This is a genomic window from Rhizobium sp. TRM95796, assembly GCF_025779995.1.
In the GTDB taxonomy this organism is placed as follows: domain Bacteria; phylum Pseudomonadota; class Alphaproteobacteria; order Rhizobiales; family Rhizobiaceae; genus Rhizobium_E.
The window spans coordinates 12,930-35,761 of sequence record NZ_JAOXHE010000015.1 but is presented as its reverse complement, the minus strand read 5'-3'; the positions used below and the strand labels follow the sequence as shown (position 1 = coordinate 35,761).

The following is a 22,832-nucleotide window of genomic DNA, read 5'->3' as shown; positions in this document are numbered from 1 at the left end:
CACCATGGCGCAAAAACTTGTGATCATTGGCAATGGCATGGCCCCGGGCCGCATGCTGGAGGAGCTGTTCGAAAAGGCGCCCGGCCTGTACGACGTGACGATCTTCAACGCCGAACCACGCGTCAATTACGACCGCATCATGCTTTCGCCGGTTCTCTCCGGGGAAAAGGCCTATGAGGACATCGTCATCCATAATGACGCCTGGTACGCGGCTCATGGCGTAACCCTGCACAAGGGCGCAAAAGTCACTGGGATCGACCGGCACGACAAGACAGTCACCGCCGCCAATGGGGTGACGGCGGCCTATGACAGACTCGTCATCGCCACGGGCTCCCTGCCCTTCATTATCCCGGTTCCCGGCCATCAGCTGCCCGGCGTTCTCGCCTATCGCGATCTCGATGATGTCGAAAAGATGCTGGAGATCGCCAAAGGCAAAGGGCGCGCGATCGTCATCGGCGCCGGACTTCTCGGCCTCGAGGCCGCCTACGGCCTGAAGCGCCAGGGCATGGATGTCACCGTCATTCATCTCATGCCGACCATTATGGAGCGGCAGCTCGACCCGGCAGCAGCCTATCTGCTCGAAAAGGCGCTGACCGAACGCGGTATCGAGATCATCACCAAGGCCAACACCAAGCAGATCCTCGGCCCTGATAAAGTCGAAGGCATCGAGCTGGAGGATGGCCGCATCATCTCCGGCGACATGGTGGTGATGGCCGTCGGCATCCGTCCGGCTTCCAGCCTCGCCAAGGAAGCAGGACTCGCCGTCAATCGCGGCATTGTCGTCGATGACGGCATGATGACCTCGGACCCCAATATCTTCGCGCTTGGCGAATGCGCCGAACATCGCGGGACCTGCTACGGCCTGGTCGCGCCGCTTTATGAGGCGGCCCGGGTTCTGGCCGATCGCCTGACCGGCGGATCATCGGAATATCATGGCTCCGTCGTCAACACGAAGCTCAAGGTCACCGGCATAAACCTGTTCTCCGCCGGCGACTTCGCGGAGGCGCCGGATCGGGAGGAGATCGTGCTGCGCGACGCCTCGGCCGGAGTCTACAAACGCCTCGTGCTCAAGGACAGCAAGATCCTCGGCGCCGTGCTCTATGGCGACACCGCAGACGGATCCTGGTTCTTCGATCTGATGAAGCGCGGAACCGATGTTTCGGCCATGCGCGAAAGCCTGATTTTCGGCCAGTCCTTCCAGGGGGGCGCTCCGCTGGACCCTATGGCGGCCGTTGCAGCCTTGCCGGATGATGCGGAAATCTGCGGCTGCAACGGCGTCTGCAAGGGCAAGATCACCTCGGCGATCACGGCCAAGGGCCTGACGACGCTCGACGGCGTCCGCGCCCATACCAAAGCCTCCGCCTCCTGCGGCAATTGCACCGGCCTAGTCGAACAGCTGATGACGTTGACATTGGGCGACGCCTACAACCCCGCGGCTGTGACGCCGATGTGCGGCTGCACGGAACTGGGGCATGACGACGTCCGCCGCCTGATCAAGGCCAAGGGTCTGAAGACCATTCCGGCCGTCATGCAGGAGTTGGAGTGGAAAACCTCCTGCGGCTGCGCCAAATGCCGGCCGGCGCTGAACTACTACCTCGTCTGCGACTGGCCCGACGAATATGCCGACGACTATCAGTCGCGTTTCGTCAATGAGCGCGTTCACGCCAATATCCAGAAGGACGGCACCTATTCGGTTGTGCCGCGGATGTGGGGCGGCGTGACCAACGCCGCCGAACTGCGCGCCATCGCCGATGTCGTCGACAAATTCGAGATACCGCTGGTGAAGGTCACCGGCGGCCAACGCATCGATCTCCTTGGCATTGAGAAAGAGGATCTGCCCGCCGTCTGGGCCGACCTCGGCAAAGCCGGCTTCGTCTCGGGTCAGGCCTACGCCAAGGGACTTCGCACCGTCAAAACGTGCGTGGGGTCCGACTGGTGCCGCTTCGGCACCCAAGACTCGACCGGGCTCGGCATTCGCATCGAAAAATTCATGTGGGGCTCATGGACGCCGGCCAAGCTCAAGCTTGCCGTCTCAGGCTGTCCTCGCAACTGCGCGGAAGCGACCTGCAAGGATATCGGCGTCATCAGCGTGGATTCCGGCTTCGAGATCCATTTCGCCGGCGCCGCCGGCCTCGACATCAAGGGCACCGATATTCTCGGGCTCGTGAAGACGGAAGACGAGGCGCTGGAGCATATCGTGGCGCTGACGCAGATGTATCGCGAACAGGCACGCTATCTCGAACGCATCTACAAATGGGCCAAGCGCATCGGCCATGACGAGATCCGCCGGCAGATCATGGCGGATCACGACAAGCGGTGCGCCTATTTCGACCGCTTCGTCTTCAGCCAGAAGTTCGCCCAGGTCGATCCGTGGTCGGAACGCGTCTCCGGCAAGGACAAGCACGAGTTCAAGCCGATGGCCACCATCGGTTTCCATCAGGCGGCGGAGTGAGATCATGGACAGCAACTGGATCGCAATCGGCCATATCGACGACATTCCGCTGCGCGGCGCCCGCTGTGTGAAGACTCCGCAAGGCAAGATCGCCGTCTTCCGCACCGCCGAAAACGAGGTTTTCGCCATCGAGGATCAATGCCCGCACAAAGGCGGGCCGCTCAGCCAGGGCATCGTGCATGGCAAATCCGTCACCTGCCCGCTGCACAACTGGGTGATTTCGCTCGAAAGCGGCCAAGCGCTCGGCGCGGATGACGGCGCGGTCCGCACCATGCCGGTGCGCAACGTCGACGGGCGGCTGTCGATCTGCCTTACACCCATCATGATGGAGGCGGAATGATAACGATGGCGGCTGTTGGCATCCCCCCCTCTGTCCTGCCGGATATCTCCCCCTCAAGGGGGGAAATCGGATGGCGCCCGCTGCCGATTGCCTATCCAGCGTTCTTGCATTTTGCTCGAACCGTTGTGACCGGGCGATGCCGTCACCCCGGGTCGATCTTCCGCCTTCAGGGAGAGATGCCTGGCAAGGCAGAGGGGGGTGCCGGCGGGCAGATCGAAGGAGGCTTTCATGCCCACTGAAACCCGCACCACCTGTCCCTATTGCGGCGTCGGCTGCGGCGTCATCGCCCAGGTAGACAATGATGGTCACGTCAGCGTCAGGGGCGATCCCGAACATCCCGCCAATTACGGCCGGCTGTGTTCGAAGGGGTCCGCTCTGGCCGAAACGCTCGATCTCGACGGACGGGCGCTCTATCCGGAAGTCGGCGGCTTGAGAAAGAGCTGGGATGAGGCGCTCGACCTCGTCGCCCGGAGCTTCCGCCAAACCATCGCTGAGCATGGGCCGGACGCGGTCGCCTTCTACATTTCCGGGCAGATGCTGACCGAAGATTATTACGTCGCCAACAAGCTGATGAAAGGCTTCATCGGCTCGGCGAATATCGACACCAATTCGCGGCTCTGCATGGCGTCTTCGGTCGCCGGCCATCGCCGCGCTTTCGGCTCGGACACCGTGCCCGGTTGTTATGAAGATCTCGAATTGGCGGATCTTGTGGTTCTCGTCGGCTCGAACATGGCCTGGTGCCATCCAGTGCTGTACCAGCGCCTGGCGGCGGCGAAAGCCAGCCGGCCCACGATGAAAGTCGTCGTCATCGACCCGCGTCGGACCGCCACTTGCGACCTTGCCGACATACATCTCCAGATGAGCCCGGACGGCGACGTCGCATTGTTCAACGGTCTGCTTGCTTATCTCGCCGAAAATGGCGGGATCGACGAAACCTTCGTCGGCAAGCACACGTCGGGGATCGGCGAAGCGCTGGTGGCCGCCGCCCGTTTGGATATGGCGGAAATCGCCGGGGCGACCGGAGTTTCCATGCCGGCGCTCCGTCAGTTCTTCCGGCTTTTCTGCGCCACCGAACGAGTGGTGACCTGCTACAGCCAGGGCGTCAACCAGTCGGCCTCCGGGACGGACAAGGTCAACGCCATCGTCAATTGCCACCTGGCGTCCGGCCGCATCGGCCACCCGGGCATGGGTCCGTTTTCCCTGACCGGCCAGCCCAACGCCATGGGCGGGCGCGAAGTCGGCGGGCTCGCCAATATGCTCGCGGCGCATATGGCCATCGAAAATCCCGCCCATCGGGATCTCGTCAAGCGCTTCTGGAAAGCCCCGGCGCTCGCTGGCAAGCCCGGACTGAAGGCCGTCGACATGTTCGAGGCGGTCGCCGACGGCCGGATCAAGGCGATCTGGATCATGTCCACTAATCCTGTTGTATCCATGCCCGAAGCCGATCGCGTGCGGGATGCGCTTCGAGCCTGCCCCCTTGTCGTCGTGTCCGACATCCAGAAGAACACAGATACGGCCCGGCTTGCGCATGTGCTGCTGCCTGCCGCAGGATGGGGCGAAAAATCGGGCTCCGTGACCAATTCGGAGCGACGGATCTCCAGACAGCGCGCATTTCTGGCATCGCCCGGCGAAACGCTGCCGGATTGGCGGCAATTGGCCGAAGTCGGCAAGCGGATGGGGTTCGGCGCGGCGTTCGATTATGCTTCTCCGGCAGAAATCTTTGCGGAACATGCGGCGTTGTCGGTTTTCGAAAATGACGGCGCGCGCGACTTCGACATCGGCGGCTGTGCGGATATTGATGAACAAGCCTATGAGGAACTGACGCCCTTCCAGTGGCCTCGCTCCAAGGATGGATCATCGCGCAAACGCTTCTTCGAGGATGGCCGCTTCTTCACGGAAGACGGCAAGGCGAAGTTCGTTCCGGTTCACGCCCCGACGCGGTCTGAACCGGACGAGCTGTACGCCTTCACCCTGAACACCGGCCGCATCCGCGATCACTGGCACACGATGACGCGTACCGGAAAAAGCGCACGACTGTCGGCGCATATCGCCGAACCCTTCTGCGAAATCCATCCGCTTGACGCGCGCCATCTTCGCATCGCGGACGCAGATCTCGTTCGACTTCAAAGCCCGCAAGGCGCCTCGATCATCGTGCGGGCGCTGATCACCGATCGCCAGTTACGCGGCTCGGTCTTTACGCCCATGCATTGGACGGGAGAAACCGCGCCAAGCGCTCGGGTCGACGGTCTCGTCCCGTCCCGCGTCGATCCGGTATCGGGTCAACCCGCCCTCAAGACGGGCCGCGTCGCGCTCAGCCGTTATGCGGCGCCGGCCCATGGCTTTCTGGTATCCGCCCGCCGGCCCACCGATCTACCGTTTTCCTACTGGGCGATCGCAAGGGCAGATGCAGGCTATCGTCTGGAATTTGCTGGCGAACCGCCGGCCGATGGCTGGGAAGCCTGGCTCCGTCGCAACTTGCAGGCCGAAGGTCTGGGCGAACTTACCGGCTATCACGACGCAGAAAGCGGCGATCATCGGTTTCTCGCCTTCGACGGTGAGAGTCTCCTCGCCGCGTTGTTCGTTTCATGCGGTCCCGTGGAAGTGTCGCGCCAATGGGCGGCGGAACAGTTGACGGTCCGTCATGCAGATTTTCGCGCCCGGACGGCGCTGATCGCTGGGCGTCCCGCCGCGGGCGGCGCAGACAAAGGCGCGATCGTCTGTTCCTGCTTTTCGGTCGGCGTCAATGACATCTTGGCTGCGGCGCGAAGCGGTTGCCGCTCCGTCGACGCCATCGGCGCGGCGTTGAACGCCGGAACGAATTGCGGCTCCTGCCGCCCCGACATCAGGAGGATTCTCGATGCAACCCATATCATTGCCGCCGAATGAGACGGCGTCCCGCATCGAGCCCCTGGCCAAACTGCCGGTCTTCTGGGATCTCGCGGGAAAACGCGTGGTCATGGTCGGCGGCTCGGACGCCGCGGCGTGGAAAACCGAGCTGCTGCTCGCCTGCGGCGCGGACGTCGATCTCTATTGCGAGACGAGTGATCTCGGAGACGCCATGATTGCATTACTCGATCGGGCCTCGTTACGACACCATGCGCAACCCTGGTCTTGCTGGATCTTCACGGGTGCTGCGATGGCGCTCGCGGATTGCGGCGACGACGCCCAAGCGCAGGCGTTCTTCTGCGCCGCTCGCGCGGCGGGCGTTCCTGTCAATGTGATCGACAGGCCTGATTATTGCCAGTTCCAGTTCGGCTCGATCGTCAATCGCTCGCCGGTCATCGTCTCCATCTCGACGGATGGAGCGGCGCCGGTGCTGGCGCAGGCGATCCGCCAGCGGATCGAAACACTGCTCCCGCCGGCGCTGAAGCAGTGGGGCAAACTTGCCCAAACACTCCGCGAGACCATCAATCTTCGGCTCGCCCCGGGTCTCGCCAGACGGGCGTTCTGGGAGCGCTTCGCCATCCGCAGCCTGTCGACCAATGAGCCGCCGCCGAAGGAGGCGGCCGAGGAGTGGATTGCGTCGACCGACCGGATGTCCGGACAAATGGGTTCGGTGACGCTGGTCGGCGCCGGTCCAGGAGACGCGGAGTTCCTGACGCTCAAGGCCATGCGGGCCTTGCAATCCGCCGATGTCATCCTGTTCGACGATCTTGTATCGCCAGAAGTGCTGGAACTGGCGCGGCGGGAGGCAAAGCGATTTCTGGTCGGCAAGCGCGGCGGCCGCGAAAGCTGCAAACAGGACGACATCAACGACATGATGGTTCGCTTCGCCAAGGCAGGCAAACGCGTCGTTCGGCTCAAATCGGGGGATCCGATGATCTTCGGGCGCGCGGGGGAAGAAATTGCCCGGCTGGAGAGCGAGGGCATTGCCGTTGACATCGTCCCCGGGATTACAGCGGCCTCGGCCATGGCCGCTTCGCTGAAAACCTCCCTCACGCATCGCGACCACTCCCAGCAAGTGCGTTTCGTGACAGGACATTCCCGCCATAGCGCGCTGCCTGCGACCATCGATTGGGCGTCGCTGGCTCAGCCGCATCAGACGAGCATCTTCTATATGGGCGGCCGCATGGCCGGGCAGATCGAACAACGCCTGCGTGAGGCGGGGATGCCATCGGACATGCCGGTCGTGATCCTGTCTTCGGTGAGCAGGACGACAGAGCGGCGCTGGGCTGGCCGGCTCGCGGATCTCGGGGCAACCATGGGCAGGATTGGCGTGGACGAACCAGTCTTGATCGGTGTCGGCCAGGTGTTCGGGGCTGCCGCAGCAAGCCGCATGTCCACTAAAAAAACCGCCGCGCCGACAACAAATTTTAGGACTTTGGTCGGCTGAGCGACCATCAACCACGAAGAGGGAGACGTCATTGATGAGGAGGGGAGGTCGGTTAGATAGATGTGGTGGGCTTCCTTATTCTCGAAATTGCCGCCGGCGCGGCTGACATCCCTTGCCACCGTCGTGCCATAATACCGGGTCTCAGATCGCGGGCGATGTTGACGAACTGTTTGGCTTCGGCGTCATGCCTGCAGTTCCCACCTCGCCCGATCATTTCAAACTCAACCCGTTGCCATCGCCATTGGATCGACACCGAAGGTCTCCAGATGGCCCCCTCTCAGCAGAAGCGCTGCTGTGAGCACGGTGAGAGCGAATGCCAACCGTGCCAGCGCGTCCCAACGGATATTGAAAGGATTACGAAATACACAGGAGGTGCCCTTCGAAACGATTGTCCATCGCGCGCCGAGACGCTTGCGACCCCGGCGCTCCTGCATGGCTACGCCGCCCAGGGAAAACAGAGCGAAACCGCCGAACAGCAGCAGCGACCGCAGATCGCCATTCGGTGCGATATGGCCGATAGCCCAGACGAAGAAACCCCAGAGCACCGGATGGCGGGTGAAGCGGACGATCGCGCCGACCTTGTCCGTTTGCCGTCTCAACGTAACGGAGAAAGGATTTTGGCTGATCAGTCCGGCGGTGACCAGAAAAAGGCCGACCGGAGCCAGCAGCAAGGTGATCCAGGCCTGCCAGGGCGCGGGCTCCCAAAGCTCGATATAATCCGTCTGCAGCGCCTCGTAGAACAGCCAGCCGAGAACCAGCGTCGAGACGACCGAATAGGCGATGAGGTAGGCCCTGCGCCCCATTTTTTCGATCAGCCGACCACGCAGGGCAGGGATCGCCGGGACCGAATGCAGCGCGATGAAGACGGAGAACGCGATGAGAAGGCGGATCATGGCGGCCTCAACCCTATTGCTGAAAGAACAGCACGCCCGCGACCACGACAGACGCCATCACCGCGACCGCTGTGCTGTAACGCTGCAGCACGCCCATTCTGTATAGCGCGATCGAAAACCCGATGATCACAGGCGTCGCCACCATAAGTCCCGTCTGCGCATCCGTCATGGTCAAATCTCCGTTTCTCGTTCTATCCGCCGTTGAAGCCGCCTGCTCTTTGTCAAAGAGCAAAGAAGAGAAAATTTTGCCGCGCTACCCCGGATCGACGAAACGGAGAGACGGCGATGGCGGCGATCATAGACAGCACTGTTGTGGAAGACGAAGGCGGAGACCTCATTCTTTGGATTTTGGTATGGAGCGAGCTTGCGGCCTTCGGCGTGTTGCTTGGCGGTTTCCTGGTGATGTCGTTTCTGCATCCGGAGGATTTCGGCGTCGCCAAGCTCCATCTCGACACGCGGCTCGCCAGCCTCAACACGCTGGTGCTGCTGGCGAGCGGCTTGCGGGCGGCGGCGGCGGTGCGCGCCAATTCCGAACTGGGCCGCAAGATCGGCCTGTGGTCGGCAGGAGGCCTCGGCGTCGTCTTCGCTGCGATCAAGGCCTGGGAATATCGGGGCGATCTGCATTTTGCGGGTGACGCCGACTTCCACGCCTTCTTCGAGCTCTATTTCCTGATCACCGGCTTCCATCTCGCCCATGTCGTCTTTCTGAGCTTGATCATGTTGCTGGTGGCGCGGCGGCCGCAGCCGGGCAATATCGCCCTTGTCGCCACGCTCTGGCACGCGGTCGATCTCGTCTGGCTCGTCATTTTTCCCATCGTCTATCTCGGGTGATTTCATGCGCAATATGCAAACGCGCTGGCTGTTCGGCTGCGCCATCTGGCTTTTTCTCATGGCCATCACCGCTTCGCTGATCGTCTCGCAGTGGAGACACGAGGCGCTGCCGCTCTGGGCGCTCGCCGCGGTGACCGGCTTGACGATCATCAAGGCGCGGATCGTCATTCTCGATTTCATGGGACTGCGCGGGGAGAGGCCGCGACTGGCTGCGGCGCTGATCGCCTGGCCCGCGCTGTTCACAGCGCTTGCGGTCGCCAAAGCCGCCATTCCCCTCTTGCTGAGCTGACGCTGAGGCCCTTCGGGGCCTCTCATTTTGGCGTCAGATTTATTTGCCTTTCGACAAAGAAGGCGCGCGTCTCTTCCGGCATCCCTAAACTCAGAGGCTGGCGCGCCGGCCTCCGCATCATCCGATCCCGCGCCTTTTCCGCGGGAAGCGAGAGGGACAGACATGTCGGACTATTTGACCAAAACAGGAGCGCGGAACGTCTTCTACGGCGGCTCGGTCTTCTTCTTCGCCATCTTCATCGGGCTGACCGCGCACAGCCACTACTACATGCGCACCACCTCCACCGACGAAAGCACGCTCACCTCTGCGGTCGAGCGGGGCAAGCGGGTCTGGGAGAAGAACGCCTGCATCAACTGCCACACGCTGCTCGGCGAAGGCGCCTATTTCGCCCCCGAACTCGGCAATGTCTGGACCCGCATGGGCGGCGACGATGATGTTGAGACAACGCGCGAGACCTTCAAGGCCTGGATGGCTGCCCAGCCTTCGGGCATCGAGGGTCGTCGTCAGATGCCGCAGTTCCATCTCAACGATCAGGAACTCAACGATCTCGCCGAGTTCCTGCGCTGGACCAGCAAGATCAAGACCCAGAAATGGCCGCCCAACGAGGCCGGTTGAAAGACGGGAAGGAGCATCATAATGAAATATCAGACCCAGAAGGTCGCCATGCTGTATTTCTACGGCGCGCTCGGCCTCTTCCTCGCCCAGATCCTGTTCGGCGTCCTCGCCGGAACGATCTATGTCCTGCCCAACACGCTGTCGGAGCTCCTGCCGTTCAACATCGTGCGCATGATCCACACCAATGCGCTGATCGTCTGGCTGTTGATGGGCTTCATGGGTTCCACCTATTTCCTGCTGCCTGAAGAGGCGGAGACGGAGCTTTACAGCACCCGCATCGCGGTGGCGCAGTTCTGGTTGTTCCTTGTCGCGGCCGCGGTCGCCGTCGTAGGCTATCTCTTCCACATTCATGAGGGCCGTGAATTCCTCGAACAGCCCTTCGCCATCAAGGTCGGCATCGTCGTCATCGCGCTGATGTTCCTGTTTAACGTCACGCTGACGGTGCTCAAAGGCCGCAAGACAGTTGTCACCAATATCCTGATTTTCGGGCTCTGGGGCGTGGCGGTCTTCTTCCTGTTTGCCTTCTTCAATCCCGCCAATCTCGCGCTCGACAAGATGTATTGGTGGTTCGTCGTCCATCTCTGGGTGGAAGGCGTGTGGGAGCTGATCATGGCCTCTGTCCTGGCCTTCCTGATGATCAAGCTCAATGGCATCGACCGCGAAGTGGTGGAGAAGTGGCTCTATGTGATCGTCGGGCTCGCGCTGTTCTCGGGCATTCTCGGCACCGGCCATCATTTCTACTGGATTGGCGCGCCCGGTTACTGGCAGTGGATCGGTTCGATTTTCTCGACGCTCGAAGTCGCGCCCTTCTTCACCATGGTCGTCTTCACCTTCGTGATGACCTGGAAGGCCGGCCGCAAGCATCCCAACCGCGCCGCCATTCTCTGGTCGCTCGGCTGCTCGGTCATGGCCTTCTTCGGCGCCGGCGTCTGGGGCTTCCTTCATACGCTGTCCTCGGTCAACTATTACACCCACGGCACACAGGTCACCGCCGCGCATGGTCATCTCGCCTTCTTCGGCGCTTATGTGATGCTCAACCTCGCGATGATGGCCTATGCAGTGCCGGAACTCAGGGGACGGGCACCCTATAACCAGATGCTGTCGATGATCAGCTTCTGGGTCATGTGCTCGGCCATGTCGGTCATGACTTTCGCGCTCACCTTCGCGGGCGTGCTGCAAGTGCATCTTCAACGGGTTCTCGGCGAAAGCTACATGGATGTGCAGGACCAGCTGGCTCTCTTTTACTGGATCCGGCTGGGCTCGGGTGTCTTCGTGCTGATCTCGGCCGCCATGTTCCTCTGGGCTTTGTTCGTGCCGGGCCGCGAACGCGAGACCCGCGCGGCAAGCCTGCAGGCGGCTGAATGATCTCCCTTCGGTCTCGCCTCGGGCGGGGCCGTCTTTTTTCCCCTTCTCGGAGTGACGTCATGAATATGCTCTCCACCGCGCGCGAACGCGCAGCCATCGATATTCCACCCTACATCCCGAGCGGTCGCGAATGCGAACTTTTCGAAGCCGCCTGGACCCGGCAATTGCCGCTGCTCCTGAAGGGCCCGACCGGCTGCGGCAAGACCCGGTTCGTGAGCCATATGGCGGCGCGGCTGGGACTGCCGCTCTCCACCGTGTCCTGCCACGACGATCTCGCCGCAGCCGATCTGACCGGCCGTTATCTGCTCAAGGGCGGCGATACAGTCTGGGTCGACGGGCCGCTGACCCGGGCCGTGCGCGAGGGCGGGATCTGCTATCTCGACGAGATCGTCGAAGCGCGCAAGGATGTCGCCGTGGTGCTGCATCCCTTGACCGACGACCGCCGCATCCTGCCGCTCGAACGGACCGGCGAAACGCTCGCCGCGCCAGCGGGCTTTATGCTGGTCGTGTCCTACAATCCCGGCTACCAGACCATGTTGAAGGCGTTGAAACCCTCGACCAAGCAGCGTTTTGTGTCGATTGAGTTCGACTTCCTGCCCAAGAAGCAGGAGATCGCCGTCGTCGCGATCGAAAGCGGGCTAGACGAAGCCCGCGTTGCGCCCCTGGTGGAGCTGGCGAGCCGGCTACGCAAGTTGAAGGGCGCAGACATCGAGGAGGGGGTGTCGACCCGGCTGCTCGTCTATTGCGCCGCCCTCATCGACAGCGGCATGGACCGGAAGGATGCGATCCGCGCCGCCATCATCGAGCCCCTGAGCGACGACGCCGACGTCAAGGTGGCGCTTACCGAAGTCGCCGCCGCCATCATCGCCTGAGGCCGCCATGTTCGAATTCCTGGAACTCGAGGAGAGCGTCGGCAAGGCTTGGCACCGACTGGTCGGATCCACCTCCAGCATGCCGCGCTATCCGCAGGCCGCCATAAGCTTTGATGACGTCAAGCCGGTTCTGGCGACCTGCTTTCGCGCCTTCGGCGGCGATATCGCCGCCCAGCTCGGCCCCGCCCATGCAAGAGCCAGCGGCCATCGGCTGCGGCTTCGGCAATTGGTGGGTTTGGGAGAGGAAAAGACTGCTCCCGCGGCGCGCGATCGCGGCGCTGTGCAGCTACCGCCCGTGATCGATCTTTTTTCCGAGCCAGCGCTCAATCGCGACCTCTATATCTGGCTCGCGGCCTATATGGCGCAGATGGAGATGACCGCCACCGATGCGAAAGACGCGCTGAACGCGGATGTCGCCGCGCTGGACGCGGCCAAGCGCGCGACGCGGCGGACGCAACAGGCCTTTCCGGGACTGGCGTCGCGTTTTGCCGCGCTCTGCCGCGGCGTGCTTGCTGGTCGCCGGCGCGGCGCGCTACCGCCGGTGGAGCAATTGGTGGAGAACGAGGCGCTCGCCATGCTCAAGGCCGGCGCCGGTCTGCCGATCGATTGTCCGCCGTCGATCTTTCCACGCAGCGCGCCGGCAGGCTACCAGCCCCTGATGCCCATCCCGCTCTGGCCGCGCTACGAGCCGCGCGCCGAAGTTCCGAAGGGCGTCGAGGCCGAGTATGATGCGGCGACCACCGGTGACGATCTGGGCTCCGCCGGCCGCTACCGCGCCGATCGCGAAACCGAGCGCGGCGCCAGCGACCGCTCGCCCTTCATCCTCAACCGTTTCGAGAAGATCCTGGCGATGGCGGAGATGGTCAATGTCGACCGTCCCGCCGACGACAATGACGAGGCCGATCGCGAGGCCGCGCGGGACCTTGATGAAATCACGCTGGGCCGGCGCAAGGAACGGCCGTCCTCGAAATTCCGCTTCGATCTCGTCCTGCCGCCCGAAGCGGTCGATCCCTCGGCTATCGAGGCGGAGATCAGCTATCCAGAGTGGAACTACCGGACCGACGCCTATATGCTCGCTTACTGCCGCGTCGTCACCACTGTTCCGGGCGAGGCGGAGGCTAGTCTGATGTCCACCGAGGAGACGCGCGCACATATCCGCAATGTGCGGCGGCAGTTCGAATTGTTGCGGCCTAAAAACGAGGCGCTCAAGGCGCAGCTTGATGGGGAGGAACTCGATCTCGACGCGCTGGTGCGCCGGCAGACGGACCTAGTCGCCGGCGGCGAGGGCAGCGACCGCATTCATCTTCTGTCGCGGCCGCAAGGCCAGGATCTAGCTGTGACCATTCTCGTCGACGTGTCCCTCTCGACCGACGCCTGGCATGACGATCATCGCGTGCTGGACGTCGAAAAGGAGGCGCTTGCGGCTCTCGCGCATGGACTGTCGGCTTGCGGGGTCAACCATTCCGTTCTGACCTTCACCTCGCGCCGTCGCGCCTGGGTGCGGATCGAGACGGTGAAGGCCTTCGGCGAGCCGATGAGCGAGCGGGTGGAGCGCCGCATCGCAGGTCTCAAGCCCGGCTATTACACCCGTATGGGTGCGGCGATCCGGCATGCGGCGGCGGAACTCGCAAAGCAGCCCAACCGGCGCAGGCTGCTGCTGGTGCTGACCGACGGCAAGCCCAACGACATCGATCATTATGAAGGCCGTTTTGCGCTGGAGGATTCGCGCAAGGCGGTGGCGGAGGCGCGCCGAAGCGGCGCGGCCGTCTTCGCCGTCACCGTCGATAAAGAGGCGCAATCCTATCTGCCCGTCATGTTCGGCCGTCACGGTTTCACCGTCGTGGGCGATATCGGCAAACTGCCCAGGGCGCTGCCGGCGATCTATCGCGGCTTGACCCGCTGATAACAACGAGGACGAAAAGATCCGGCGGATGTGCATCCGCCGGGTCTTTTCGTGCGCGCGTAACAAATGTTTCCCGCTTTACGCCGCCTTGCTGAAGGTGCGCCCGAGATCACTGAGATAGGCGTCGAAGGCGGCCGCCACGGCGCGGATAAGAAACCGCCTGGACGGATCGACCCGAACGACGCCATCGGCAATCGTTGCGATCCCATCCTCGGCGAGAGAATGCAGCGCGGCATTGCCGCGCAACAGCATATCGCGCTCAAAACCGTGAGAGGCGGAGATTGATGCGACATCAGCAGCGAAATCGCACATCAGCCGCTCGATCACATGCGCCCGCAGCCGGTCTTCGGCGGTGAGACGATAGCCTTTCGCCGTGGGAAGACGACCGGCCACGACTTCGCGGGCATAGACGCCCGGCGGCGTTGCGTTTTGCACATATCCCTCGGCGAGCCGACCGATGGATGAAGCGCCGAAGCCGATCAGAGCGTCGCAGCTGTCCGTCGTATAACCCTGGAAATTGCGGCGCAGCAGGCCGGCGTCGGCTGCTTTCGCCAAATCGTCTTCGGGCAAGGCAAAATGGTCGAGGCCGATGCGAAGATAGCCGCCGGCTTCGAGCGTCTCGGCGATGGCTTCGGCCTGTTCATGGCGGGCGGTGGCGTCGGGGAGCGTAGCTTCATCGATGAGACGCTGGTGTTTCTTGAAGCTCGGCACATGTGCATAGCCGAACACGGCCAGTCGTTCTGGCCGCATCGCCACGCAGGCGCGGGCGGTTTCCTCGCAGGAGCGGATGGTCTGATGCGGCAGGCCATAGATCAGGTCGAAATTGATGCTTCCGATTCCATTTGCCCTCAAACCCTCGGTCGCCAGCGCCGTTTCCTTCTCCGACTGGATGCGATTGATGGCTTTCTGGACGCGGGGGTCGAAGCTCTGCACGCCCAGGCTCGCCCGGGTCACGCCGGCTTCCCCTAAAGCTTGCGTCATCTCTGGGGTTAGCCGGCGCGGGTCGATCTCCACCGACACATTGGCGCGGCTGTGAACGCCAAAGCTGCCGCGCAACCGCGCCATCAGGCCGAGAAATTCTTCGGGCTTGATGATGGTGGGCGTGCCGCCGCCGAAATGGATCTCGCGGACATCGAGTTTACCCTCTGTCAGCCGGGAGACCATGTCGATTTCCCGCGTCAGAGCATCGAGATAATCGACGATCGGCTGGTCGCGCTCGGTGATCGTGGTGTGGCAGCCGCAATACCAGCACATCGACCGACAGAAGGGGATGTGCAGATAAAGCGAGGTCTGGCCGCCTCGCGCTCCCTTCAGCCATCCGGCATAGTCTGCAGGGCCGATCACGTCAGCGAATTTCGGCGCGGTGGGATAGCTGGTGTAGCGCGGCAGGCGCGCCTCTCCATAACGGGCGATGACGGCGTCGGACATGGCGTTTCCTCTGATTTCTTCGTCAGATGCCTAGGCGTTTCACGCTCTGCCTTCTTTGCCCCAGCGCAAGCCGGCCTGACGAAATGCAAGCAGTTTGTTCCGGAACAAGGTGCGGGAGGCAGTTTACGCCTATTCAATTCTCGCCGGGCGAAAGACCCAGCGCGACAGCAACATTGAAGCGGAGACGATATGTCGAGCGCCATTCCAGAAATCGATGTGCGGGTGATCCCGCCAAGCCAACGCCATCCCTCCATCTTCGGCATGCTTGCCCAACTCGAACCGGGCCGGGCGATGCAGGTGACCAGCGACCACGATCCGCGGCCGCTGCATCACCAGATCATGACCCGCTTTCCTGACGAATTTGGCTGGGATTATGTCGAAGAGGGTCCCGACGTCTGGAAAGTGCTGATCACCCGCGCCGAAGGCGGCGGCTGCGACTGCTGCTGCGGCGGTCACTGAGGACCGATCATGCCGGGAGCCCCCTTGTCACGCTGGACCATGAGCTATTTCGCCGTCGCTCTCGCCTGCCTGTTGTCAGGGCTTTCGCTGATGGGCCTCGGCTTCGGCTTTCCGTCCGTCGACGTTGGGGCTCCCGACACGCTCGTTCTCGTGCACCTCATCGCAATCGGCTGGCTGGGGCTGTTGTTTCTCGGCGCGCTCCTGCAATTTGCACCGGTACTGGCGGCGGGTTCGCCGCGCTACGGCTGGGTCGCCGCGCCGACGCTTGTCATGATCGTTATCGGCTTACTTATTCTTCTTCTGGGTTTTCTATCTCTGGGCGGGTGGTTGGGCATTGATCCTGTCGTTCTTCCAATCGGCGGACTGTTGTTGTTTCTGGGTTTCAGCGCCCATGCGCTGTCGATCGCCGCCACGCTGACAAGGCGGCAGGAGCGCGATCCACCAGGGCTGCTGGTGCTGCTTGGCTTGCTTGCGCTCGCCGCCACCGCCGGTCTCGGCCTCACATTTTCGTCGCTGCTTGGCGGCGTGTTCATCCCTAACTGGGCCGGCGATGTCCTCGCCTATGCTCTTCCCGCCCATGCCTTTTCCGGCCTTGTCGGCTGGATGACGCTTACCGCGATCGGCGTGAGCTATCGGTTGTTCTCGATGTTCATGCTGGCGCCGGAGAAGAGCCGCTTTGGACGGTTGCTGGCGCTCGCGGCCTTCGCCGGTCTTCTGTCGCTTTGGGCTGGCGCGATGTCAGGCGGGTTCGTTCCGCTGCTTCAACCGTTCGCCTTCTGGCCGGTTGCGATTTTCTTAACGCTGACTCTTGCCTTCTATCTCGCCGATCTCGTCACCATGATCCGCGCCCGCCGCCGCAAGGCGCTGGAGCTCAACACGTCTGCAGGCCTGGTCTCCGTGCTGCATCTGCCGACCGGTCTCGTGCTTATCTTTCTGTCGCAAACAATCACGACCTCCGCGCCGCTTCTCGAAACCGGCGTCTATAGCCTCGCCATGGGCTGGCTGTCCGGCTTGGGCTTGGCTCAGCTTTACAAGATCGTGCCGTTTCTCACCTGGCTCGAAGCCTATGGGCCGGTGATGGGCCGCAGCGCCGTGCCGCGCGTGCAGGATCTCGTCCGGGAGCCGAAGGCGCGGATGTACTTTGCGCTGTATCATGTCGCCGTCATCGCCGGCGGTCTATGCCTGCTCTTGGGGCTCGATTTCTGGCTTCGGCTTGCCGCCTGGATGCAGTTTGCGACTGTGGCGGGGCTCGGGCTGGAATTTTTCCGAGCCCGGCGCCTGAGCTATGCGCCCGAGTCCGTGCGGCTTCCCTCGGGCGCTGTGCGCCCGCATCTCGTTACCGCCAATCCGAATTGAAGGAGATTATCATGGCCGTGGAGTTTAGAGACCTCGATGTGAGGCCGATCCTCGAGGCGGGCGTCGAGCCCTTCGCCGAGATCATGGCGAGCGTCAATGCGCTCGCGCCCGATCAGGGGCTGAGGCTGATCGCGCCGTTCAAGCCGCAGCCGCTGTTTTCGGTGATGGCGCGCAAGGGCTTCCGCCATGAGGTGCTTGAACTGGAGGATGGCGATTTCGAAGTTCGCTTCCTGCCGGAAACCATCGCCGTGCGCGTTTCTGATGACGCCGAAGGCGCGGACGCCTGGCCGGATCCCCTCATCGAGCTCGATCTCACCGATCTCGACCCGCCGCAGCCGATGCTGCGCATTCTTCAGACGCTGGAAACGTTGCCGTCGGGAGCCGTGCTGTTTGCAGCCCTCGGCCGCGAGCCAATCTTGCTTTATCCCGAACTGGTCAAGCGCGGCCATCAATGGGTCGGCAACTACGACAAGACCGGCGAGACCTTCCGCGTGATGATCCGGCGTGGGGAGACGGCGACATGACCGCCGATCTCGTTCCTGAAATAGCCGCAGCGCTCGCCGAGGTCATCGATCCAGAACTCGGCCTGAGCGTCATCGACATAGGCTTGATCTATCGAGCCGAAGCTATGCCGAAGGGCGGCCTTCGCATCATCATGACCACGACGACGCGCGGCTGCCCCGCCGCGGGTCTTCTGGTCGAAGCGGTTCGGGAGAGGGCGCTGGCATCGGGTCTGGCCGCTTCCGTCGAGGTGGAGCTGACCTATGATCCGCCCTGGACGCCGGACCGCATGCGCGCCTGATCCGGGGCAGACGAAAAGCCGGGAGGAGCCCGATCGGTCCCTCCCGGCTTTTGCGTCTCCCTTCAGCCGCCAATCATCTGCCGGCGGCGGGTGACCAGCATCGGGCCATATTCCAGGACATAAAGGCCGAAACCGCCGATCCATAACAGTCCCGCTGCCGCATAGATCAGCGCCAGCTGATCTGGGAACAGGCCCGCAAGCGGGCGGATCAACGCGCAAGCGAAAAGGACGGCGTAGCTCAGGCATGTCATGCGTGAGGCGGTCAGCGCCCGGCCGGTATGGCCGCGGGTAGCGCGCGTCATCACCGCCAGCATCATCGTCGCTACGCTGCCCACCGTCAGGACATGGAGGGTTGATACGGGGTCGAGAACGTTGAAAGCAGCGCCGGCGATGGCAAGAAAGCCGAACGGGATGAAGGCGTAGGCCAGATGCAGCACGCTGACCAGCGGCTCCCGACCCGTCGTCCAGCCCTTCCAGCGAATGAGCCTCGCCGTGTGAAGCGCCGAGACCGCTAGCGCCGCCGTGCCGGTGATCCTCTCGTCCGGCAGGATGATCCAGAGCGCCAGAGCCGGCAGCGAGGCGAGGATTGCCGTCGCGTCGTACCGATTATGGGGCGTGGGGAAACTTGTCTTGCCCGCCTTGGCGAGCCAGTTGCGGGTGAAGCTCGGCAGCATGCGGCCGCCCACCACGATGATCATCATCAGATAGGCGGAGACCGCCAGCCTTCCGGCATGAACAGGACCACCCTCGGCAATGACTTCATAGTGAAAGCAGAGATTGACGAGCGTCAAGGCTCCGAGCCCGGCCATGACCTTGAGATCCGCCCATTTGCGGCCGGCGATGATCTCGCGAACGCAGACGATGGTCATAACCGGCAAGAAGGCCGCTTCGATCATTGCTGATGGGACCACTCCGAGTGTATCCGGAAACAAGAGGGCAAGCCGGCCCGCCGTCCAGAGAAGAAACAGCAGCATCAATGGCGGCCCGGAAATCGGCAATCTGCCCGTCCAGTTCGGCGTGGCGGTCAGCAGAAAGCCTGCGACAATGGCGGAACCGAAGCCGAACAGCATTTCATGCCCGTGCCACGCACGCGCGCCATAGCCGCCGCCTATCCCGATGTCTGTGGAAAGAGACGCGATCCAGAGGATCATGCTTACGCATGCCCAGCTTGCGCCGCCGAGGAAGAACGGCCTGAAACCGTAAGAAAACAGTATTGGGCCGAACCCCGACAAGCCACGGGGGTCCTGTCTTTTGTCAATTGCTTCCTGTGATAACGTCATGGCGGTCTCCTGATTGTTTTGGAGACAGTAAAGACGGCGGCGATCGTGCTCTTTGCGAAAACACAAGTCCGGAGAAGGTTGGTAAATCCTTGAGATATTGTGCTGGCGCAAAGAGAGGGGAGGGCTGATCGGTTAGGTTCTTCTTCGACAGGGCGGCAAAACCTCCGTCCACATCAAGGAGATGTCCGATGAGCAATGAGTTCCAGATCACAAGACGCTCGATCCTCGCAGGCGCCGCTTTCGCTGGCGCCATGGCGCCGCTCGTGGCCGCCAGCGTCGCCCAGGCCAACGACAAGCTCGCTGCGAAGCCGGCTCCGGTCGACCTCTCGACCCTCGAACGGGTAAAGCTCGAACTGGTTAAGCCGCCCTTCGTCCATGCCCATAGCCAGAAGGCTGAAGGCGCCCCGAAAATCTATGAGGTGACGCTGACCATCCAGGAAAAGAAGATCGTCGTCGACGACGAAGGCACGGAAGTCCACGCGATGACCTTTGACGGTTCTGTGCCCGGTCCGATGATCGTCGTTCATCAGGATGATTACGTCGAACTGACGCTGGTCAACCCGGAAACCAATGAATTGCAACACAATATCGATTTCCATTCGGCCACCGGCGCGTTGGGCGGCGGCGCGCTCACGATCGTCAATCCCGGCGAAAAGGCCGTGATGCGCTTCAAGGCCACCAAGGCGGGCGTGTTCGTCTATCACTGCGCCCCTCCCGGAATGGTGCCCTGGCATGTCACCTCGGGCATGAATGGCGCGATCATGGTGCTGCCGCGTGATGGGCTCAGGGATCACAAAGGCCATGATCTCGTTTACGACCGCGTCTATTATGTCGGCGAGCAGGATTTCTACGTGCCGCGTGACGAGACAGGCGCCTACAAGAAATATGAAAGCCACGGCGACGCCTATGCCGACACGCTTGAAGTGATGAAGACGCTCACTCCCAGCCATATCGTGTTCAACGGCGCGGTCGGCGCGTTGACCGGCGAAAATGCGCTCAAGGCCAAGGTCGGCGAAAACGTGCTGATCCTGCATTCGCAAGCCAACCGCGACACCCGCCCGCATCTGATCGGCGGTCATGGCGATTATGTCTGGGCGACCGGCAAATTCGCCAATCCGCCGGAACTCGACCAGGAGACCTGGTTCATTCCCGGCGGCGCGGCAGGGGCGGCTTTCTACACGTTCCAACAACCCGGCATCTACGCCTATGTGAACCACAATCTGATCGAGGCTTTCGAGAAGGGCGCAGCCGCCCATTTCAAGGTCGAGGGCGAGTGGAACAACGACCTGATGACGGCAATCGTGTCGCCGAACAGCCACTAACCGGGCGGAGAAACCGAGGAGATCGCCATGACGGGCCAGACCTTCATAACCAAGACCGTCCCGCTCTTCTCGGTCGCGGCGCCGGCTGCGCTTCTCCTCGCCTTCTCGCTCGGCGTCGCCCATCAACTGGGCGTCGGAATCGGAAAGGCGGGCGCCAATCCAGCGATTGCGCCGGTGACGGTGACTATTCCCGACCACGCTTTCCGCTATCGCGCCGACGGCGAATTTTATCGAAATGGATTTGCCGTCGATCCGCCGATGGTGTCGAAGGACGGTCTCGGTCCGATCGCTGTGATGAAATATCAGGTTTCGGAGGTCGACTATCGTCGTTGCGTCCAGGCCCAAGCCTGCCCCGCCATCGCAATGGCCGATCATCATGGCGAAGTTTTCCCTGCGACCGGCGTCAGCTTCGATGACGCCAGCGCCTATGCCCGCTGGCTGAGTCGCGAAACTGGCGAGATCTGGCGGTTGCCGAGCCATGAGGAGATCGCCTATGCGGCGGGCGACCGCTTTCCCGACGATGCGCTCGGCGTCGATGAAGATAGCGACAATCCTGCTCTGCGTTGGCTGGCGGATTACGATCGCGAGACCGCACGCAAGGCGGCCAGCGATCCCAAGCCGCGCGAGCGCGGCCATTACGGCGAAAACCTCTATGGTCTCGCCGATTTAGCAGGTAATGTCTGGGAATGGACCACCACCTGTCATCGCCGCGTCGATCTCGCGGGTGATTGGACTGCGTCTGCCGTATCGAGTTGCGGCGTCTATGTCACGGTTGGGCAACATCGGTCGCCGATGAGCGCCTTCGTGCGCGATCCCAAAACTGGCGGCTGCTCGGTCGGCGCGCCGCCCGCCAATCTCGGTTTCCGGCTGATCCGAGACGATCGCTGGTACGCCAAGGCCTTGATGCGGTTGAGGGAGCGCGGGCTTATTTCGTGACGATTTGCTCTATGTCAATTGCGGAGGGTCTCCATCGGTTATCGTCGCGCCAAAGACCGGGGAGAATTCCGTGAAGATCGACAGAACCGTCCTGCGCCGTTTTTCCATGTTCGAACGCATGCCGGACGGGGATCTCGACGCGCTGATCGCGCAAGCCGTTCCCAAGCGCGCGGATGCCGGCGAAGCCTTCTTCGAACAGGGCGCGCCGGCGACGCACTTTTATCTGCTGATCAATGGCCGGCTGAAGGTAACGCAGGTCACGCAGGACGGCCAGCAAATCATCGTGCGGGTTGTTCATCCTGGCGACCTTTTCGGCTTTGCGCGAGCGTTGCGGCGCAACGATTATCCCGGCACCGCGCTGACGATGACGGAGAGCCTCGCAATGTCCTGGCCGACCGAGGCCTGGCCGCAATTCATCGACCGAAGCCCGCATCTGGCGGTCAGCGCGCTCAACACCATCGGCCAGCGGCTTGAAGAAGCCCATACCCGCATTCGGGAAATGTCCACCGAAGAGGTGGAGCGCCGGGTCGCCCATACGGTCCTGCGGCTCAGCCAGCAGGCGGGCAAGCCTGCCGAAAACGGCGTGCGCATCGATTTCCCGATCACCCGCCAGGACATCGCCGAGATGACCGGCACCACGCTCCACACTGTTTCGCGCATTCTCAGCGCATGGGAATCCAAGGGGCTTGTCGTGGGCGGACGGCAGAAACTTCTGGTGCGCGACGTCAAGGGGCTGCAGGCCCTCGCCGACGCCTCAAACCGCTAAGTCTGTCTTTCCTCAAGATCTTTGACGAACCGCAAAGAGCGCCTCGGCGAAACGACTATGGTCTTCTCAACAGAGCCGAATGCGCTCTCAAACCGGAGCTAGACCGATGACCAAGACCCTCCTCTCCCTCGCCGCTACAGCCGTAATTTCTTTGGCGTTGGCCTTTGGCGCTCAAGCGGCCGACCACGAAATCCACATGCTCAACAAGGGCAAAGACGGTGCGATGGTGTTCGAACCCGGCGGCCTGAAGGTCGCCCCTGGCGACACAGTCACCTTCGTTCCAACCGACAAAAGCCACAACGCTGAAAGCGTCAAGGATCTTATCCCGGCCGGCGCCGAAGCCTTCAAGGGCAAGATGAACGAGGCGATCAAGATCACCTTCACCGTGCCAGGCGCCTATATAGTAAAATGCGCGCCGCATTTCGGCATGGGCATGGCCGCCGTCGTGGTCGTGGGCGGTGCGCCTGCCAATCTCGACGCAGTCAAATCCGCAAAACTGCCGAAAAAGGCGCGCGAGCGTGTCGAAAAAGATCTCAGCGCGCTGGGCCTCTGAAATCCACAGAGGTTATGCGCAACAGAGCGGTCGGTGG

The 22,832-nt window shown here is 62.4% G+C and carries 22 protein-coding genes; 18 read left to right on the top strand and 4 right to left on the bottom strand.

What is annotated here, in order from left to right:
• Positions 1-4 precede the first annotated feature (4 nt).
• The 4 genes from nirB to cysG all read left to right on the top strand — a co-directional run bounded on the left by nirB (position 5) and on the right by cysG (position 7,125).
• Entirely contained in the window at positions 5-2,452 is a 2,448-nt protein-coding gene (gene nirB / locus OCK01_RS24155; RefSeq protein ID WP_263826161.1) for a nitrite reductase large subunit NirB, read from the top strand.
• Between the two features lie 4 nt (positions 2,453-2,456).
• Positions 2,457-2,792: a nitrite reductase small subunit NirD gene (nirD, locus tag OCK01_RS24150; protein ID WP_263826160.1), complete on the top strand. Its 336-nt coding sequence runs from the start codon at positions 2,457-2,459 to the stop codon at positions 2,790-2,792.
• A 228-nt stretch (positions 2,793-3,020) separates the two neighbouring features.
• Complete coding sequence (locus OCK01_RS24145) at positions 3,021-5,678, top strand: nitrate reductase (protein ID WP_263826159.1); 2,658 nt, start codon at positions 3,021-3,023, stop codon at positions 5,676-5,678.
• On the top strand, positions 5,650-7,125 hold the full coding sequence (gene cysG / locus OCK01_RS24140; protein ID WP_263826158.1) for a siroheme synthase CysG: 1,476 nt from the start codon (positions 5,650-5,652) through the stop codon (positions 7,123-7,125). Before OCK01_RS24145 ends, cysG begins: the two co-directional genes overlap by 29 nt.
• Before the next feature lie 221 nt (positions 7,126-7,346).
• Here cysG and OCK01_RS24135 read toward each other — a convergent pair whose 3' ends face one another.
• Both OCK01_RS24135 and OCK01_RS24130 read right to left on the bottom strand, forming a co-directional pair.
• Positions 7,347-8,018: an NnrU family protein gene (locus OCK01_RS24135; protein ID WP_263826157.1), complete on the bottom strand. Its 672-nt coding sequence runs from the start codon at positions 8,016-8,018 to the stop codon at positions 7,347-7,349.
• A 13-nt stretch (positions 8,019-8,031) separates the two neighbouring features.
• On the bottom strand, positions 8,032-8,187 hold the full coding sequence (locus OCK01_RS24130) for a hypothetical protein (RefSeq protein WP_263826156.1): 156 nt from the start codon (positions 8,185-8,187) through the stop codon (positions 8,032-8,034).
• 116 nt (positions 8,188-8,303) lie between these two features.
• Here OCK01_RS24130 and OCK01_RS24125 point away from each other — a divergent pair, with 116 nt between their 5' ends.
• The 6 genes from OCK01_RS24125 (at position 8,304) to OCK01_RS24100 (ending at position 13,893) form a co-directional block, all read left to right on the top strand.
• Entirely contained in the window at positions 8,304-8,849 is a 546-nt protein-coding gene (locus OCK01_RS24125) for a cytochrome c oxidase subunit 3 (RefSeq protein ID WP_263826155.1), read from the top strand.
• 4 nt (positions 8,850-8,853) lie between these two features.
• Positions 8,854-9,138, top strand: a complete 285-nt coding sequence (locus OCK01_RS24120) for a cytochrome C oxidase subunit IV family protein (RefSeq protein WP_263826154.1) — start codon at positions 8,854-8,856, stop codon at positions 9,136-9,138.
• Positions 9,139-9,300: 162 nt separating this feature from the next.
• Complete coding sequence (locus OCK01_RS24115; RefSeq protein WP_263826153.1) at positions 9,301-9,753, top strand: c-type cytochrome; 453 nt, start codon at positions 9,301-9,303, stop codon at positions 9,751-9,753.
• Between the two features lie 21 nt (positions 9,754-9,774).
• Complete coding sequence (locus OCK01_RS24110; protein WP_263826152.1) at positions 9,775-11,118, top strand: cbb3-type cytochrome c oxidase subunit I; 1,344 nt, start codon at positions 9,775-9,777, stop codon at positions 11,116-11,118.
• Positions 11,119-11,177: 59 nt separating this feature from the next.
• Complete coding sequence (locus tag OCK01_RS24105) at positions 11,178-11,990, top strand: CbbQ/NirQ/NorQ/GpvN family protein (RefSeq protein ID WP_263826151.1); 813 nt, start codon at positions 11,178-11,180, stop codon at positions 11,988-11,990.
• Between the two features lie 7 nt (positions 11,991-11,997).
• A complete protein-coding gene (locus OCK01_RS24100) occupies positions 11,998-13,893 on the top strand; it encodes a nitric oxide reductase activation protein NorD (protein ID WP_263826150.1) in 1,896 nt (631 codons plus the stop codon).
• Between the two features lie 78 nt (positions 13,894-13,971).
• Here the strand turns inward: OCK01_RS24100 and hemN are convergent, their stop codons facing one another.
• The gene (gene hemN, locus OCK01_RS24095) at positions 13,972-15,321 is read right to left on the bottom strand and encodes an oxygen-independent coproporphyrinogen III oxidase (protein WP_263826149.1); all 1,350 of its coding nucleotides are present in this window, start codon (positions 15,319-15,321) and stop codon (positions 13,972-13,974) included.
• 189 nt (positions 15,322-15,510) lie between these two features.
• Here hemN and OCK01_RS24090 point away from each other — a divergent pair, with 189 nt between their 5' ends.
• Genes OCK01_RS24090 through OCK01_RS24075 form a run of 4 tightly spaced genes read left to right on the top strand, consistent with a single transcriptional unit; the run spans position 15,511 to position 17,938 of the window.
• Positions 15,511-15,780, top strand: a complete 270-nt coding sequence (locus OCK01_RS24090; RefSeq protein WP_263826148.1) for a DUF2249 domain-containing protein — start codon at positions 15,511-15,513, stop codon at positions 15,778-15,780.
• Between the two features lie 9 nt (positions 15,781-15,789).
• Positions 15,790-17,136 (top strand): hypothetical protein, encoded by a 1,347-nt coding sequence (locus OCK01_RS24085; RefSeq protein ID WP_263826147.1) that lies wholly within the window; start codon positions 15,790-15,792, stop codon positions 17,134-17,136.
• Between the two features lie 11 nt (positions 17,137-17,147).
• Positions 17,148-17,660, top strand: coding sequence for a DUF2249 domain-containing protein (locus tag OCK01_RS24080; RefSeq protein ID WP_263826146.1), 513 nt, complete (start codon positions 17,148-17,150; stop codon positions 17,658-17,660).
• A complete protein-coding gene (locus OCK01_RS24075; RefSeq protein ID WP_263826145.1) occupies positions 17,657-17,938 on the top strand; it encodes a metal-sulfur cluster assembly factor in 282 nt (93 codons plus the stop codon). Before OCK01_RS24080 ends, OCK01_RS24075 begins: the two co-directional genes overlap by 4 nt.
• A 62-nt stretch (positions 17,939-18,000) precedes the next feature.
• On the opposite strand, the gene OCK01_RS24070 is transcribed toward OCK01_RS24075, so the two are convergent.
• Positions 18,001-19,218, bottom strand: coding sequence for an NnrS family protein (locus tag OCK01_RS24070; RefSeq protein ID WP_263826144.1), 1,218 nt, complete (start codon positions 19,216-19,218; stop codon positions 18,001-18,003).
• Positions 19,219-19,406: 188 nt separating this feature from the next.
• Here OCK01_RS24070 and nirK point away from each other — a divergent pair, with 188 nt between their 5' ends.
• The 4 genes from nirK (at position 19,407) to OCK01_RS24050 (ending at position 22,795) form a co-directional block, all read left to right on the top strand.
• Complete coding sequence (nirK, locus tag OCK01_RS24065) at positions 19,407-20,540, top strand: copper-containing nitrite reductase (RefSeq protein ID WP_263826143.1); 1,134 nt, start codon at positions 19,407-19,409, stop codon at positions 20,538-20,540.
• A 27-nt stretch (positions 20,541-20,567) separates the two neighbouring features.
• Entirely contained in the window at positions 20,568-21,476 is a 909-nt protein-coding gene (locus tag OCK01_RS24060) for a formylglycine-generating enzyme family protein (RefSeq protein WP_263826142.1), read from the top strand.
• A 70-nt stretch (positions 21,477-21,546) separates the two neighbouring features.
• The gene (locus OCK01_RS24055; RefSeq protein WP_263826141.1) at positions 21,547-22,242 is read left to right on the top strand and encodes a Crp/Fnr family transcriptional regulator; all 696 of its coding nucleotides are present in this window, start codon (positions 21,547-21,549) and stop codon (positions 22,240-22,242) included.
• Between the two features lie 106 nt (positions 22,243-22,348).
• Positions 22,349-22,795 (top strand): pseudoazurin, encoded by a 447-nt coding sequence (locus OCK01_RS24050; RefSeq protein ID WP_263826140.1) that lies wholly within the window; start codon positions 22,349-22,351, stop codon positions 22,793-22,795.
• Positions 22,796-22,832: the final 37 nt, after the last annotated feature.

Bases quoted from the DNA above. Each gene is read 5' to 3' on its own strand.
- nirB (WP_263826161.1), top strand. From the start codon at position 5: ATGGCGCAAAAACTTGTGATCATTGGCAATGGCATGGCCCCGGGCCGC.
- nirD (WP_263826160.1), top strand. From the start codon at position 2,457: ATGGACAGCAACTGGATCGCAATCGGCCATATCGACGACATTCCGCTG.
- OCK01_RS24145 (WP_263826159.1), top strand. From the start codon at position 3,021: ATGCCCACTGAAACCCGCACCACCTGTCCCTATTGCGGCGTCGGCTGC.
- cysG (WP_263826158.1), top strand. From the start codon at position 5,650: ATGCAACCCATATCATTGCCGCCGAATGAGACGGCGTCCCGCATCGAG.
- OCK01_RS24135 (WP_263826157.1), bottom strand. From the start codon at position 8,018: ATGATCCGCCTTCTCATCGCGTTCTCCGTCTTCATCGCGCTGCATTCG.
- OCK01_RS24130 (WP_263826156.1), bottom strand. From the start codon at position 8,187: ATGACGGATGCGCAGACGGGACTTATGGTGGCGACGCCTGTGATCATC.
- OCK01_RS24125 (WP_263826155.1), top strand. From the start codon at position 8,304: ATGGCGGCGATCATAGACAGCACTGTTGTGGAAGACGAAGGCGGAGAC.
- OCK01_RS24120 (WP_263826154.1), top strand. From the start codon at position 8,854: ATGCGCAATATGCAAACGCGCTGGCTGTTCGGCTGCGCCATCTGGCTT.
- OCK01_RS24115 (WP_263826153.1), top strand. From the start codon at position 9,301: ATGTCGGACTATTTGACCAAAACAGGAGCGCGGAACGTCTTCTACGGC.
- OCK01_RS24110 (WP_263826152.1), top strand. From the start codon at position 9,775: ATGAAATATCAGACCCAGAAGGTCGCCATGCTGTATTTCTACGGCGCG.
- OCK01_RS24105 (WP_263826151.1), top strand. From the start codon at position 11,178: ATGAATATGCTCTCCACCGCGCGCGAACGCGCAGCCATCGATATTCCA.
- OCK01_RS24100 (WP_263826150.1), top strand. From the start codon at position 11,998: ATGTTCGAATTCCTGGAACTCGAGGAGAGCGTCGGCAAGGCTTGGCAC.
- hemN (WP_263826149.1), bottom strand. From the start codon at position 15,321: ATGTCCGACGCCGTCATCGCCCGTTATGGAGAGGCGCGCCTGCCGCGC.
- OCK01_RS24090 (WP_263826148.1), top strand. From the start codon at position 15,511: ATGTCGAGCGCCATTCCAGAAATCGATGTGCGGGTGATCCCGCCAAGC.
- OCK01_RS24085 (WP_263826147.1), top strand. From the start codon at position 15,790: ATGCCGGGAGCCCCCTTGTCACGCTGGACCATGAGCTATTTCGCCGTC.
- OCK01_RS24080 (WP_263826146.1), top strand. From the start codon at position 17,148: ATGGCCGTGGAGTTTAGAGACCTCGATGTGAGGCCGATCCTCGAGGCG.
- OCK01_RS24075 (WP_263826145.1), top strand. From the start codon at position 17,657: ATGACCGCCGATCTCGTTCCTGAAATAGCCGCAGCGCTCGCCGAGGTC.
- OCK01_RS24070 (WP_263826144.1), bottom strand. From the start codon at position 19,218: ATGACGTTATCACAGGAAGCAATTGACAAAAGACAGGACCCCCGTGGC.
- nirK (WP_263826143.1), top strand. From the start codon at position 19,407: ATGAGCAATGAGTTCCAGATCACAAGACGCTCGATCCTCGCAGGCGCC.
- OCK01_RS24060 (WP_263826142.1), top strand. From the start codon at position 20,568: ATGACGGGCCAGACCTTCATAACCAAGACCGTCCCGCTCTTCTCGGTC.
- OCK01_RS24050 (WP_263826140.1), top strand. From the start codon at position 22,349: ATGACCAAGACCCTCCTCTCCCTCGCCGCTACAGCCGTAATTTCTTTG.